Genomic DNA, 14,787 nt, shown 5'->3' on the forward strand with positions numbered 1-14,787 from the left:
GGCGTCCGGTGCGGGCCGAGCTCAGTCCCTGTTTTCCGGTGGCAGGGCGATCTGGAGTTTGCGTGCCTTGCCCCGCCCCACAATGTAACCGCGGCCGGGGATGAACTGCGGGCTCACCCGGCCCAGCGACGTGCTGAGCAGGCTGTCGCCTTCGATGTCACCGGGGTTCATCAGCAGCCCGCGCCGACCGGACTTGAACGGCTGCGCCAGGGACCAGGCGGAGGACCACGTTGACGTCTCGGATTCGCCGATGACCCACTGGTCGGCCTTGATGGACGCTGTCACGAGCTGTGAAACGCCCGATTCCGCCACCGTGTCCGTGAACTCGGTCAGACCCTCGATGAAGATGGCCACCTTGCCCGGGTTTCCACTGGCATGTTCCATCAGGTCTTCCACAATTTCGGACAGGTCATCAGCGCCCACCACGGAACGGTTCCACAGCGGCAGTGACGCCACGGCGGACCGGCGCGAGCCGATGTACACCAGTTCCGTATCGGGGTTGGACCGGCGCAGCGCATAAGCCAGGCTGACCAGGGCCACGGTGCGTCCTGAGCCCGGAGGTCCGGCCAGGAGCAGCGAACCCTTCGCCATGATTTCGGCGGGCTGCAGCGTTTCGTCGTCGACACCGATGACCGGGAGGTCCGGGCTGCCGGCGGGCAGGAGGTCCAGGTCCACCTGTTCGGGCAGCCGCTGGATCTTTGGTGCCTGGTCCAGTCCCTGGCGCAGCATTGCCTGGCTGAGCTTGTGGACTTCGCGTGCCTGGAGTGCCAGGTTGGAGTTCCCGCCGAGGACGGCCAGCTGCACCTCGAGGCCGCCCAGCAGCCCGCGGCCCGGCGGCGAGGAGGAACTGAGTACATCCCTGGGTACATCCATCGAAAGGTAGTCGTCTTCGGAGGACAGCCGGAGCACCAGGCGGCGCTGGATTGAGGCCAGCAGCGATGCGGGCACGGAGTTGGGCCGGTCAGCGGTAACAACAAGGTGGATTCCGAGGGGGCGGCCGTCGGTGGCCAGCTGGAGGAAAATGTCCCACAGCGCGGACAGTTTGCTGTACTCATAGGTCTCGCGGAACGCGGACATGCCGTCAACCAGGACGAAAATGCGCTTCTCGTCCGGGCGCTCCGCCAGTGTCCGGTATTCAACGATGGTGGACGCCCGGACATCGGCGTAGCGCGCGGACCGTTCGTCGGCGATGTCCCGGAGCAGCCGCAGCAGGCGGCCTACGCGCTCCACGTCGTCGCCGTCGAGGATTTCACCCACGTGCGGCAGTTCGTCGAGCATCTTCAGCCCGGAGGAGCCACAGTCAATCCCGTAAATGTGGACGGGACCGCCCCGGGGCGTGACGGCGGCGGCGATGGCGATCCCCCGCAAAGCCGCGGATTTGCCGGAGCCGCCCGTGCCGTAAATGGCCATGTTGCCGTCTTTGTCCGGTTCGTAAAACACCGTGGGCTGTTCCTGGCGGGCGGGATCGTCCGCCACACCCAGCAGCAGCCGCTCGTCGGTCCGCGGATTCGGCAGCTTGGAGAAGTCGTAGGTGGTGGCCAGCTCGTCCAGCCACGGCTTGCGCGGCGGCCGGATGGCCAGTGACTCGGCCGCGCGGACAATGTTGGCGGTCATCCTGGCGATGTCGTTGGGTCCGGCCGGAGCTTCCACCACGGGTTTCGCGGGAGCGGGTGCCTCCCAGGTGGGCCCGGACCCGAAGGCCATCTCCACGATGTCGATCTGGGGGCGCTGGGGTTTATCCGTGGTCCAGCCCCCGGCGTAGCCGGTCTGGAAGCCCTGGATGCGGCCGGGTCCGGTTTTGGCCGCACCGCGTCCCGGGATGGAGGGGTCGAAGTAGGCTGCTTCCGGCACGCCGAGGATGTCCGTGGCATCGTCTTCATCGGCCATGCGCAGGGCCACCCGGAGGTTGGTGTTGGCGCGCAGGCTTTCCTTGATGACCCCGGCAGGACGCTGCGTGGCCAGGATGAGGTGCAGGCCCAGGGACCGGCCGCGGGCGGCCACGTCCACCACGCCGTCAACGAATTCGGGCACTTCGGTGGCCAGCGCCGCGAACTCGTCAACGATGATGACCAGGTACGGCGGGGCATCGGGATCGGCTTCGCGCTGGAGGGCCAGGAGGTCCTTGGCTTTCTTCCGGTTCAGCAGGTGTTCCCGGTAGTGCAGCTCGGCCCGCAGCGAGGTCAGGGCGCGGCGGACCAGGTGCTGGGAGAGGTCGGTGACCAGGCCAACTGTGTGGGGCAGGTTCAGGCAGTCGGCGAACGCAGCCCCGCCCTTGTAGTCCACGAAGAGGAAGCTGACCCGGTCCGGGCTGTAGGCCGCTGCCATGCCCATGACCCAGGATTGCAGGAATTCGGACTTGCCGGCACCGGTGGTGCCTCCCACGAGGGCGTGCGGGCCCTCGTTCTTCAGGTCCAGGTACAGGGGTTCGATGCCCTTGGAACCCACCAGGGCGCGGAGGGTTCCGTTGTCCTTGCGGTTGGGCACGGCAGAGGCATGGACCGAGTTGTTTTCTTCCCAGCGCTCAGCCACGGCCTGCGGGTTGTCCAGGAAATCCTTGCCGATCAGGGTGGCATAGGACACCGCGCGCGGCAGGTCCGAGTCGTCCGTGACGGGTTTGCCGACGTCCACCACCGGCGCCAGCATCCGGGCGAGCTGGGCGGCAAGTTCGGCGTCGAGGCTTTCGCAGCTGACCGGATAGGTGTGCCGGCCCAGCCGGACCTGGCCGGTGGTGGTGCCGTTCCCGCCGTCGACCACCATGAAGTCGCGGCAGGCGGCCGGGAGCGCCTGGATGTCCGTGGCCACCCACATCACGTGGACGCCGGAGTCCGGCCCGCGTTCGGCGAGCCGGGTCAGCCTGCCGCGGTCCACCGGAGCGTCGTCCTCAACGATGACCAGGACCGCAGGAAGCACCGGCGCCGGGAGTTCGTGTTTGACCGGGTCAATCAGTCCCCTGGCGTCCGGAGCCGGGCGCTGGGCCAAGGCCTCCCGGGCATCGAGCAGGTCCTCCAGCCGGGCCAGCAGGGAGGACCCGCTGGCGGAACCGGCGGCCAGGTGGTCACCGGAGAGGGGGCTGTGGCCCGAGCCCACGTGCGGCAGCCACTGCAGCCAGTCCCAGCGCTGGCGTGACTGGGCGGAGGTGATGGCTGTAACCACGGCTTCAGCAGGTGAGTGCAGTCCGACGAACTGGAGGACCATGCCGCGGGCAACGTCGTCCACCAGGCCGCGTGCGCCGGCAATGCCGAAGGCCCCTGAGGTGCGGAGCTGGGAGACCACTGGAACGCCTTCGATGTCCCGGAACTGCTTGAGGCAGTCCTGGATCTCGCGCATGTATTCAGCTTCGGTGTCGTTGTTGTTGGGTTCCTCGAACATGATGCGCGACGGACTGGTGCCCAGCCCGAACCGCAGCCCCAGGAAGCCGAGGTGCTCCGGACGGTGGGTCCACAGCAGCGGGCCCAGTTTGTAGATGGCGTCCACGGTGTCGCTCACCGAGGGCGCTTCCTGCAGCCGGACTGCCCGTTCCACGTGCTGCAGCTCGGTGATGTCCTGCCGGAAGGCGGCCATGGACCCGCGGAACTGCTTGAGCTGCTCCTTCTGCTGGCGCCTGGACTGCATCTTGTGGTCCACGTAGTGGCCCACAATGAACAGCGGCATCATCATCATGAAGATCACCGAGAGCATGTTCCGGGTGACCGCAAACATCACGCCGCCCAGCAGGAGCGGCGCCATCAGCATGATGTACGGGAACGCCTGATGGTCCGGCCTTTTGGGCCCGGCCGGGGGCACGCGCTTGGGCGCGTCGAAGCGGGGAACAACCCGCGGCGAGCGGTTGAAATCGACAAGGGGCGACGTCGGCGCTGCCGCATGGTTATGTCCCAGCGGCACCACTGTCACGGTGGTCTCCCCCAGCGTGACAGTGTCCGAGGAATTAAGCGTTGCCCGGGTCACGGGGAGGCCGTCCATGAGCAGGCCGTTGGCGGAGTTGGTGTCCACGATTTCCACGCCCTCGCCCACGGTGATGCGGGCGTGTCGCTTGGAGGTCAGCGGGTCCGAAAGCCGGATGTCAACGTCCCGGTCCCGGCCGATGTAGCTGGTGCCGGAGGGCAGCGAAAACTCCTGCCCGACGTCGGGCCCTGAGAGGATCCGCAACGTTGCCGCAGCGGGCCCGCGATTGGCCCCGGGAGCGTTGAAGTTCTCGCTGACCTCAGCCAGCGAGATCACGGAGCCCGGCCGCAGCCCCGACTCGAGGAGGTTGTCGGTCCGGGTGAGGATGTTGCCCCGGATTCCGCCGCCCACAAAGGCCTCGTCGATGCGCAGGGAAAGGTTGTCCGGCGCCGGGGATCCTTTCCGCTCGGGGTCCGCCACCCAGAGTTGCGTGGCGATGTCCGCCACGGTGGCGAGTCCGTCCACCGTGACGGCCAGGTCCTTGGTTTCAGCCGGGTCCCGGCGGAGTGTCAGCCGGATCCTCATCCTTCGTCCACGCCTCTCATCTTTTCCAAAAGGTACAGATCCTCGACGGTCACCAGGTGGGTGGTGACGGCGTGTTCGACGAGCCGGGCACGCCGGTTGGTGGCCAGTTTCCCGCCGCCGCCGCGGAGGCCCGCAACGCCTACCCGGTCGAGCTTGTCGCAGACGTTGTCCAGTTTGCGGTTGAACCGGGTCAGCGCCCAGCCCAGGGTCCTGGCAGCCGCCGCCGACGACGGGATGGCGCTGAAACCTGTTCCTTCGCGCCGCAGCATGGGCTCGGCCAGCGCCACGATGAGGGCTTTCTGTGAGTCCGTGAAAACGACGGGGCCGATGGTGGTGTCGCCGTTGCTGTCGTCTTCCCGGGCCTGCTGTCGGAAGGCCGGCGTTTTCAGGTGCACCGCGAACTCGTAGGTGGTGGGGCCGGCCGTGAAAATGATGTTCGTGTGGCTGAAGACGAGCGGGATGCGGGCGCCCGGGGACAGCCACGCCTGCATGCCGCCGGAACCGTCCGCAACGGTGGCGGACAGCATCCGGCCCACGTTGCTGAGCCACCAGATGCCGTCGTAGCGGGCCACCTGCAGGAACTGGCGGTGCAGGTACGGGTTGTCGTCCACCTCAAGATCGCCCTCCCGGCCGATATTGAAGATTTCCTCATCGGACGGTTCGTACCATTCACCACAGAAATCTATTGCTAGATCCCCCATTTTCCGTGCCTCCTCGTTGGGCAAAACGCGTGCTGTTGGTCAGGTTCGCTGGCTATTTCGTGTAGCAGGTTCCTGAGGGTCCCTCCATGGGGGACGCGGTCCCGTCCGACCTGACAATCATGACGTCAATGCAGGTGATGTTGCGTCCCGGCGCCGGCTGGACCTCGGCGCGGGTGTCCTTCGCCACCTGATACGGCCCCGGTTCACGGGTCACGAAGTCCGTGAGGCGCCATTTGTAGGTGTCGCCGTCCTTCGGCTGCGGGTTCGTCCAGGTAAAGACAATCCTGCCGTTGGGGCCCATCACACCGTCGAGGCCGGTGACATCAGGGACCGTCCCGCTGTCCAGGGCATCCGCGGGCGGCTTGCTGATTTGGCCGGTTTCCGCCACTTTCGGTTCCGGTGCGGAGGATGCCAGAACTATGCCCACCACGATGGCCAGAATCAGGACCGTCCCGCCGGCGAACGCAAGCCACAGGTTCCGTTTGCCGTGGTCCGGGGCAAGCTCCTGGGCGGTTTGCGGTGCGGCCACAGGCCGGCTGATGGTGGCGTCGATTTCCGGTTCTGCGCGGGCTCCCCTGGTGCCCGCCGGCTGCCCCGTCTGCGGTGCCGTCTGCTGTGCCGTTTGCGGTGCTGTTTGCTGTGCCGTTTGCGCTGGGAGCAGCCCCGGCCGTTGGACCGTGGCGTCCGGCACTGAGCCGTAGTCGGCGGCCGGCGCGCTGCCGCGGAGCATCGTGGCGTGGGCCCACTCCCCTTCGGGAAAGCCCGACGGCGGGCAACCGGCCTCGGTCCCCTGGGGCCGGGTGCGTGCCGGGAAAGTCGGGGCGCTGCCGGTCCGCTCGGGATCGATGGCAGCAACGCTCCTCACCCGGGTCTCCTCGAAACTGTCGTCCGGGTGGCTGTCCTCAGCGGACTCTTCGAGCACTTCAAAGGGCGTGACCGAGAGGTTCAGTTCGGCCTGGATCCGTTGCAGTGCCAGGGCGAAGGCGTGGGCCGAGGAGTACCTGGAGGCGGCAGGTTTGGCCATGGCCGTGGCGAGCGCGCGTTCCAGCGATTCGGGCACGTCGGCCCGGCCCAGGCGGGGCAGCGGCGAGTTGGTGATGCGGGAGATCAGTTCACGTTGGGAGTTGTCGGTTCCGGGCATCACGAACGGCGACCTGCCGGCCAGCAGGGTGTACAGGGTGGCGCCCAACGCCCACACGTCCACCATCACGCCGTCGACGGGGCCGTCGGTGAACTGTTCAGGCGGCGACCACGGGATGGACATCCCGGCGTCGTCATCGGTGTCGCCACCCAGGGTGCCCGAGATGCCGAAGTCCGTCAGGGCCGGCCGGTTGTAATCGGTCACCAGGATGTTGGCGGGTTTGATGTCCCGGTGGGCGATGCCGGCGCGGTGGGCGGTCTCCACGGCGGAGGCCACCTGGATGCCGACGGCGAGCACCTCGTCAACGCTGAAGCGCTGGCGGCGGTAGCGGACATCCAGGCTGGGCCTGGAGCAGTACTCCATGGCCAGGTAGGAGTGCCCGGCCGCGGTCACCTCCGCCTCGTAAATCGTCACGATGTACGGGTGGGAGGAGAGCTGGGCCATCAGGTTGGCCTCCGACTCGAAGCGGCGCCGGGCACCCTCGGTCTTCAGGTCGGAGAGGAGAACCTTGACGGCCACCTTCCGCCGGGGGCGGTCCTGTTCATAGAGGTAGACGTCGGAGAACCCGCCGGAGCCGAGCAGGCTGATATACGTAAACCCAGGGATGTGGGGCGGCGGCGCAACGGGCCGTTTGGAACTCAAAGAATCTCCTCAAAACGCAATGAGATGTCGTCGCCCAGTTCCGCAATGTCGCCGTCGAGCAGGATGGCCATCTCGTTCTGGGCCAGGCGGCGCGGCTGTTGACCCTCGCGGACCAGGACCGTGCCGTTGGTGGCTTTCAGGTCGCACAGCATCACGTGCCAGCCCTCGAGCCGGACTTCAACGTGGGAACGCGAAATGTCGCCGGCGGGGCTGGCAACCTGGACGAGCCGGGGCATCACGCCGCCCTGCACGCGGGAAACGGACGGCTGCCGGCCGATCACCAGTGACTGGTCCAGGTCCACGAGTTCACCGGTGGACACGCGCATCCGTCCCAGCCGTGGCCGGGCAACCTGGATGGCGTCCGGCGGCAGCGGTGAACCGCACACGGCACACTGGGCGTGGGTGGGCGGGTTGGCATGGCCGCTGCCGCAGACCAGGGCCAGGACCAGGGGGCCTGCCCCCGGGACAGGTTCCTCCGGCGCAGCGGGTGCATTCGTGGCCGCCAGGTCGCTCTTCATGATGGTCTGGCCGTCATGGTCCCCGTCGAACCCGCCGGGATCCACGGCCGGGTCGGTGGCGGGAGCCGGTGCCGGCGCCGGGGCCGGGGCCGGGGTGAACGATGGCGGGGCCTGGGCGGCAGGCACGCTGCCCGCTCCGGTGCGCCACGGGACCGAATCAATGAGTCCGCCGCCGACGCCGGGGGCAGCGATCTCAGCCGGACGGGGTGCGGCGGGTACAGGGAGGTCCGGAATTTCCGGCCGGGCGCCAGGTTCAGGTGTTGTTGCCAGGGCCGGGCCGGCGTCGGGTTCCTCAGGCTCGTCGCGTACTGCGGCGTCCTCGATGCGGCGGATCACGGTCTTTTCCCACAGATGGTCGTACGTGCCGGTCAGGTCGTGGGCCGGCATCTGGTCGCCTGTGGCAGCAGGTTCGACGTCCGGTGAAGGTTCTGCCTGAGCCCCCTGCCCGGGCTCGGCTGCCTCCGCGGCGTCGTGGGAGTCGTCGTCCATGAGCCCCAGTACTGTCTCCGCCGAGACCTCCGGTGCAGCTGCGTCTGCGCCCTGCGCAATGTCGGGCTCCAGTGCTGCAATGGGCTGAAGCGCAGCGGCAGGCTCGTGTGCCATGGTTCCCTGCACCACGACGTCCTGCGCTTCGATGTCCTGCGCTTCAGCCGGGGCATCCGTCACTGCCACGGTCAGCGACTGCAGCAGGACCACGCCTTCAATGAGCGGCAGGTGTGGCCCGGGCCCATTGCCGCCGCCCACGGTCAGGCGGCACCACTCGGGCAGGTCGAAGCGCCGCTCGCTCCAGGTGGTGACATCCCGTCCATTCAGCTCCACAGGGCCGCCGGGCAGCTGCACCGTCAGGTCCAGGTCACCGCGGAGGAACACCCGCAGCGCGTCACGGAAATCCACGATGCCAAAGGACGGCATCCTGGCCAGGGAAACCCCGAAGCTGCTGGTGACCGCATGAAGGACTTCATGCACTTCCGGAGCCTCCCCCAGCAGGTCCCAGAGGGACTGGACGAGCGCCGGCGGGGTCTCCGGCCCCAGGAGGACAACGGTGCGCGAACGAAGGACGCCCAGCCAGGTGCCTGCTGTGTACTTGGCAGTGGCCATCCTAGAGCTCCCCGGTTCCGTCTTCGTCAGCAGCCCGGCCGGCGTCAACAATCCCTGCCCGCGGCAGCGTCACTTCCTCTTCCGCCGCAGCGGCGGGCCGCGGCGCAGTGGTGGCGATGCCGGCGTCGTTCATCACGTTCTTGGCGTCAACCACGATCACGGTGACGTTATCCCGGCCGCCATTGCGAAGCGCGGCCTGGATCAGGGCGTCCACGGCATCCTGGGGGTGGGCTACGGTGCTGAGGATCCGGAAGATGTGATCGTCCGTCAGCTCACCGGTGAGGCCGTCCGAGCAGATCAGGATCCGGTCGCCTTCTTCGACCGGCAGCAGCCAGTAGTCCGCTTCCGTCTCGTCGCCGGTCCCCAGGGCCCGGGTCACCACGTGGCGGCGGGGATGGACGGTGGCCTGCTCGGGTGTGATTTCACCGGCGTCCACAAGTTCCTGGACCTCGGAGTGGTCCACGCTGATCCGGTCGAAATTCCCTTGGCTCAGCCGGTACGTCCGGGAATCGCCGATGTTCAGGACCAGCCAGTACGGCATCCCCATCTGCTCCACCACAACGGCACCCGTCAGGGTGGTTCCCGCGCGGGCGCCGGTGGCTTCCCGGATGGAGTTGTCGGCCCGGATCAGGTACTGCTGGAGCACCGCGGCGGTGACGGTGCGCTCTCCGGTGGCCAGTTGCGGCATGGCCGCCAGCGCCCGGACGCACATGCCGCTGGCGATCTCCCCGGCTTCGTGTCCGCCCATGCCGTCCGCCACGGCAAAGACCGGGTCCGAGGCGATGAAGGAGTCTTCGTTGAGCTCCCGGCGCAGTCCGCGATCGGTGCCGTAGCCGTAGCTCAGGCTAAGCCCGGATCCTTTTTCTGCGTGGGGGGAAAAACTGGCGGGCTGAGGGTTCATGCCTGTCCTAGGTGGAAGGAGCGGTCACCAAAGTGGACAGTGGATCCCGGGCTGACGAATGCGGGCACGCCCGGCTGCAGGGGCGTGCGCCGGCCATCCGGAGTGGTGACCGCGCTGCCGTTGGTGGAGTTGCGGTCCGTCACCCAAATGCCCGCGCCGTCGGTGAGCAGGTGGAGGTGTGTTTTGGAAATCGAACGGCCGGGGTCGGTGACGGCCAGGAGCTGGGCCTGCTGCTCCCCGGCCTGGCCCACGGGGTTGCGCCCCACCAGGACGTTGCGGTCCAGCTGGAAGTCCCGGCCGTCGTCGAGCTTGATCCGCAGCACGGCGACCGGGACGGCCAAGGCGGCTCCTCCGCGCATCTGCGTGCGGTCCACGTCGTCGTCGGGATGGTCTGCGTCGGGACGCGCTGCGTCGGGGGCGGGAACCGGCGGGATAGGCGCCGTCGGCACCGGGGGGTGGAACGACGCTGCAGCAGCCGGCGGGGAGCACGACGGCGGCGCAGCGGGCGGGGAGAACGACGGCGGCGCATACGTCTGCGCCGCAGGCCGGGGCTGTGCCGGAGCTGGCTGTGCGGGGGCGGAGGGTGCAGCGTACTGTACGGCGGCAGCCGGCCGGGCCACCGGAGAGGCCACCGGCTGCACGGGCGGCAGGTCCAGGGGCGCGAAGCTGTAAGGGCCCTGCATTCCCCCCGACGTGATGGGGTTGCGGCCCGTCTTGACGTCGAAGACCAGGGTTTTGGCCGCTGCATCATGCCAGCCGCGGAGCCTGCCATTGGCGTCCCACGTGTTGGAAACCACCACCAGGGCAGCCCATGCCGCAGCAATCAGAACCAGCGGCCCCAGGATGAACAGCGCGGGGTCGAACCATTTGAAAATGACGATCAGCACGGCGGCGAGGAGCGTCAGGATGATCCCGCCGCCCGTCACCAGGCCGCGTAGGAAAACTGCGCCGGTGCCGGGGGCGTAGCCGTCCTGGTCGGCACTGCGGATACCCATGGCTTTGTTGCCGATGGTGGCTCCGGAGCGGGCCTCCATGCCCGCGAGGACCACCAGGTACACCACGGTCAGCCCCAGGCCAATGCTGCCGAACAGGACCAGTGAACTGGTGTCATAGATGATGAATCCGCCGCTTTGGGTCCGGGTGATGCCCGCGAAGCCGATGGCCAAAGTCACCACCAGGACTGCGACAGGTGCCAGCCAGTCCAGTACTGCGGCGCCAAGCCTTTTGCCGGCCGTGGCTGGAACCAGTTCAAGAGTGGCTGCCATTCCCGTTCCTCCCCCTGGAGCCGTTTGTACTACCGGGATAGTACCGGGAATCTGCGCTGCATGCGGGGCGGCGCTTTCCATCACGGCCCGCTGGGCAGGGTCCACGTTGCGTCCGCTGCGGGCCGACCTGTTGGGCAGCGGGGCACCGCAGGAGGTGCAGAACGTGGCACCGCCGCGGATCAGTTGCCGGCACCGCTGGCACCGCTCGGGCTCGGTTGTCATGAGTCAGTAGGGTTCTTCCTGCCAGGGTTCCGCAGAACGGCGGTCTCATCAGTCGGACGCGCCAATCGACCCAAGCCTAACCGCGCACTACGCAGCTTCAGGGCAGCGCGGCCGTCGGCCAGCAGGGACCGGGGCGAGAACCGGGCCCGCTGGCGGCGCCAGAAGCCGACGGTGCCGCTGATCTCCTTCAGGGACCCGTCCACGATGGCCCAATACTCCCGGACCTCTTCCTCGGTGGGCTGGCCGGCCCCGAAGATGGAGGCATCCGCCCGGTTCGCCAGCAGGGTGGTTGTCTGTCCGGAGGCGGGGAACGCCTCCGCCACCACCGCCGCGCTTTCGCGCCGGGTTGAACGGGCATCGATGCCGGCGCCCATGTCCGTAGCCAGGCTCAGGACCTCGTTCCAGCCCCCGCCGACCCGCTGCGCAGGGTGCCCCTCGGTGAAACGCGCCTTCCGGCGTCGTGATTTGAGGAACGCGATCAGCAGCAGCGGCAGCGCGAGGACAGCGAGCGGGATCAGCGCGATGCCCAGGGCACCCAGCAGGGCGCCCCAGAACAGCCACGGGTTGTTTTTCTTCTCGTCCGCGTCAAGCGCATCCGGCGAGGAGTCCGTGGGCAGGTCCACCGGCTCCTGCGGCGGGGGCGGCGGCTGCAGCACCTGCGGCTTCGGCTTGGACTTGTTTTCCGGGTCCGGCGGGATGGGGATGTTGTCCTTGGGCGGGGTGGGGTCGAAGCTGACCCAGCCCACGCGGTCGAAGGCAACTTCCACCCAGGCGTGCACGTCCTTGCCCGTGATTTTGACTTCACCGGCGCCGTTCTCGGGGCTGGTCGGCTCGGGGTAGAACCCCATGACCACGCGGGAGGGGATGCCCAGGTGCCGGAGCATCAGGGACATGGACACGGCGTACTGTTCGTCGTCGCCGAGCATCTGCTTGGCGGTCAGCAGGTTCCTGATGCGCGACGAACTGTGGCCGGAGACGCTCGGCAGCTGGCCCTCGGTGACCAGCCCGTTGCTGAACGCCCCGGTCTTCTGGAAGTGCGCTTCGATCTGCCGGACGCGGTCAATCGGGGTGGGGGCATCGGCGGAGAGGTCATTGGCCTGGGAGCCAACCACCGGCGGGACTTCGAGGGCATCCGGGAGGGTGACCTTCGCGAAGTCGTACTGCGTCAGCTGGCCGTGCTCGAGCTTCACGGGATCCGAAACCTGCACGCTGTAGGAATCCCCCTGGGAGAGGCCCTGGGTGGTGACGGCGGTGTCCGTGCCCGCGTTGAAGTACAGTCCGGAGGCAGCGGCTGACGCGCTCTGGTTGAAACTGAGGCCGGTGGTCTTCCGGCCGCCCGGGACAAAGTAGCCCTGGTAGCCCTCGATGGCGATGTCCATGGCGTAGTCGCGGGTGGGCACCACGCTGGACGTGTCCGCCAGGGTGTTGATGGACTTGGTGTCGCCGACCTTACTGAAGCTGCCGGAGCCGTTCGGGTCCATGGTGTAGTTGGTGCCGTTGAAGGCATCCAGGGCGCCCAGCCGGACCCTGCCGTCCTTGGGAAGCCCCTTGACTACAAAGAGTGTGTCATCCTTCCGGTCTTTGACGAAGGTCCGGAAACTTGCCAGCGGCGTGACGTAGTCCTTGGGATCGAACGGCGGAACCACAACGTTGCGCAGGACCTTGCGGTCGCTGCTACCGGTGACCAGTGGCGCCGCCACCGCCGTGATGGCCACGCTGGCTGCGATGACGGCGGCGGCAGTCCCGAGCCTGCGCAGCTTTGCCCGCTGAGCCGCGGCAGCGTCTGCCTGCGGGCTGTTCACTGAGACCTTCCGGGTATCACTGCGGCGCAGCGCGTCGCGGCGGAACGTGGCCCAGGCAATAGCGACGACGGTCAGTCCAATGCCGCGCTCAACTGTCAGGAAGGCGGCGTTGGTGCTGAAGGCAATGCCGGTCACAAAGAGCGCAAGCACCGGGAGCAACGGCCAGTACGGGCTTTTCAGGCGCCAGGTCAGCAGGCCGGCAACAAGCGCCGTGAGCAGCGAACTCAGGAACGGGACAATCAGTACCCCGCCGGCGGATCCCACCGGAACGCCCACCGTGAGCATGTCCTTCCAGGCGAACACCACACCCAGCAGCAGCGTACGCAGCGAGTCGAGGCTGGGAAGGAACCCCGCGATGGCGGCGTCCGGCACAGCGAGGACCGTCCCGAAAAGCAGGTAGGCGCCCAGCGCGAGGGCTGTGGTGATCAGCAGGCCCAGGCGAAGGTGCGCGTTGAGGGCTGCAATGCCCAGGCCCAGGACGATGCCGCCGAACCCGGAGATCAGGTAGTAGGGATCGCCGCCGAAGCTGAGGCTGAACCCCAGGACGCCGAGCCCGAGCAGCACGGCGAGGGCGCCGGCGTCGAGCATGAAGTGCCAGACGGGCTGGCCGTCGGCGAAGGCGGACTCATGCCGCCGCGGGGAGGTCCGGGGCCGGAGATCAGACGCGGTGCTCATGCGGCTGCCTTTCTGAGGACGATGGCGAGGTCGGCGAGGTCACCGAGCGTCAGCACCGTCAGGTCGGCAATGTTGGCGCGGCCCGGGGCTGCCCCGACCTGGAGGCGCACCGCCAGGCTCCGCACTCCCGGCGGCACGGACGCAGCCGCCGAGCGGAGCTGTGACGGTGTCACATTGCTGCCCACCACAAAAAACACCACCGAAGCGTTGGGTACCGTGTCGGCCAGCGTCCGGGCGAGGTCGACGGCGGTGCGGCGCATGGGTGCCCCGACGATCCGTGTCATGTCATCCAGCAGGTTCCGGCCAGTTTCGCAGCGAAGCGGGCCCTTCTGGGTCAGGACGTCAAGTTCGCGCTGCTCGCGGATGGCCTGCCGCCCGATTGATGCGGCCGCCGAGATGGCCATTTCGAATTCCTGCTCGGAGGCGTATTCGTCCGTGTTGATGGACAGCGAGATGGCCAGGTGGGCGCGCCGGGTTTCCTCGAACTGGCGCACCATGAGCTTGTTGGTCCGGGCGGTGGTCTTCCAGTGGATGTGCCGGCGGTCATCCCCCGGGACGTAGTCGCGCAGCGCGTGGAAGGACACATCGGCGCTGGACAGGTCAGTGGTGGGCATGCCTTCGAGGTCGCGGATGAAGCCGGCGGCGGAACCGGCCAGGGCCACGGTCCTGGGGTGGACGAAGAGGTCTTCCGGCTCGGTCCACATGACCTGGCGTCGGAGCAGGTGCAGCGGGTCTGCCCGGACGGACCGAACGGGTCCCACCACGATGACGGCGCGCCGGGCCGTGGGGATGGTGAACAGGTCCTCATGTACTTGCTGCGGTTTCATCCGGGGCAGGTGGAAGACGGCGGTGGCGTTGCCCACCGGCAGTTCCAGGGCGGCTGGCAGCAGCGGACGCGTGGACGTGTTGGAGACGGCGATGCTTCCCACCGCACTGTCCCCCACAGCCACCCGCGTGCGGGCCAGGTCCAGGATCACGCCGTACGAGGACCGGCCCAGGACGAATCCGATGGCGATGAGGAAGAGGACAAACGCCGCGATGGCAGCGGCCTTCGCTTCCTGCCACCCGAACGCCTGGCCAGCAGTCCACAGCAGGATGGCGCCGGCCAGCACGGACCAGCCCAGGACGCTGACCACAGAGAGCACAGGCCACGCGTAGCGCAGCCACAGGCCCCGGATCTTTTCCCATGCCGGAGCGAGGGCAAGGGCCGCGGTGCCGCTGGCCTCGGCCCAGACGGACGCCGGGTGCAGCCTGGTGGCTTTGCCGTTCCGGTGGAAGGGTTCCCGGAGGCGTTCAGCAAGCCGGATCAACGGAGTGCCGCTGGACATAGAGGTACCTTTGTTCGCGCTGGAGGA

Annotated in this window: 8 protein-coding genes; all 8 read right to left on the bottom strand. The window is 67.9% G+C overall.

All coding sequences use genetic code 11. The features are described 5' to 3' along the window. Window positions 1-21 precede the first annotated feature (21 nt). From PY310_RS02530 to PY310_RS02565, 8 genes are read right to left on the bottom strand one after another with little or no spacing between them, the layout of a single operon-like run. On the bottom strand, window positions 22-4,467 hold the full coding sequence (locus tag PY310_RS02530) for an FtsK/SpoIIIE domain-containing protein (RefSeq protein WP_275212573.1): 4,446 nt from the start codon (window positions 4,465-4,467) through the stop codon (window positions 22-24). Then, entirely contained in the window at window positions 4,464-5,168 is a 705-nt protein-coding gene (locus tag PY310_RS02535) for a hypothetical protein (RefSeq protein WP_275212575.1), read from the bottom strand. The genes PY310_RS02530 and PY310_RS02535 overlap by 4 nt, the downstream gene beginning before the upstream one ends. A gap of 52 nt (window positions 5,169-5,220) precedes the next feature. Then, window positions 5,221-6,951, bottom strand: a complete 1,731-nt coding sequence (locus tag PY310_RS02540) for a serine/threonine-protein kinase (protein WP_275212577.1) — start codon at window positions 6,949-6,951, stop codon at window positions 5,221-5,223. Next, window positions 6,948-8,567, bottom strand: coding sequence for an FHA domain-containing protein (locus PY310_RS02545; RefSeq protein ID WP_275212578.1), 1,620 nt, complete (start codon window positions 8,565-8,567; stop codon window positions 6,948-6,950). The genes PY310_RS02540 and PY310_RS02545 overlap by 4 nt, the downstream gene beginning before the upstream one ends. Before the next feature lies 1 nt (window position 8,568). Beyond that, window positions 8,569-9,468 carry a PP2C family protein-serine/threonine phosphatase gene (locus PY310_RS02550; RefSeq protein ID WP_275212579.1) on the bottom strand — a complete coding sequence of 300 codons (900 nt, stop codon included), beginning with the start codon at window positions 9,466-9,468 and terminating at the stop codon, window positions 8,569-8,571. Continuing rightward, window positions 9,465-10,955, bottom strand: coding sequence for an RDD family protein (locus tag PY310_RS02555; RefSeq protein ID WP_275212580.1), 1,491 nt, complete (start codon window positions 10,953-10,955; stop codon window positions 9,465-9,467). The genes PY310_RS02550 and PY310_RS02555 overlap by 4 nt, the downstream gene beginning before the upstream one ends. Beyond that, window positions 10,952-13,432: a transglutaminase TgpA family protein gene (locus PY310_RS02560; RefSeq protein ID WP_275212581.1), complete on the bottom strand. Its 2,481-nt coding sequence runs from the start codon at window positions 13,430-13,432 to the stop codon at window positions 10,952-10,954. Before PY310_RS02560 ends, PY310_RS02555 begins: the two co-directional genes overlap by 4 nt. Next, window positions 13,429-14,760 (bottom strand): DUF58 domain-containing protein, encoded by a 1,332-nt coding sequence (locus PY310_RS02565; RefSeq protein ID WP_275212582.1) that lies wholly within the window; start codon window positions 14,758-14,760, stop codon window positions 13,429-13,431. Before PY310_RS02565 ends, PY310_RS02560 begins: the two co-directional genes overlap by 4 nt. Between the last annotated feature and the right edge of the window lie 27 nt (window positions 14,761-14,787).

The organism is Pseudarthrobacter naphthalenicus (assembly GCF_029076445.1).
Lineage (GTDB): Bacteria > Actinomycetota > Actinomycetes > Actinomycetales > Micrococcaceae > Arthrobacter > Arthrobacter naphthalenicus.

Bases quoted from the DNA above. Each gene is read 5' to 3' on its own strand.
- PY310_RS02530 (WP_275212573.1), bottom strand. From the start codon at position 4,467: ATGAGGATCCGGCTGACACTCCGCCGGGACCCGGCTGAAACCAAGGAC.
- PY310_RS02535 (WP_275212575.1), bottom strand. From the start codon at position 5,168: ATGGGGGATCTAGCAATAGATTTCTGTGGTGAATGGTACGAACCGTCC.
- PY310_RS02545 (WP_275212578.1), bottom strand. From the start codon at position 8,567: ATGGCCACTGCCAAGTACACAGCAGGCACCTGGCTGGGCGTCCTTCGT.
- PY310_RS02550 (WP_275212579.1), bottom strand. From the start codon at position 9,468: ATGAACCCTCAGCCCGCCAGTTTTTCCCCCCACGCAGAAAAAGGATCC.
- PY310_RS02555 (WP_275212580.1), bottom strand. From the start codon at position 10,955: ATGACAACCGAGCCCGAGCGGTGCCAGCGGTGCCGGCAACTGATCCGC.
- PY310_RS02560 (WP_275212581.1), bottom strand. From the start codon at position 13,432: ATGAGCACCGCGTCTGATCTCCGGCCCCGGACCTCCCCGCGGCGGCAT.
- PY310_RS02565 (WP_275212582.1), bottom strand. From the start codon at position 14,760: ATGTCCAGCGGCACTCCGTTGATCCGGCTTGCTGAACGCCTCCGGGAA.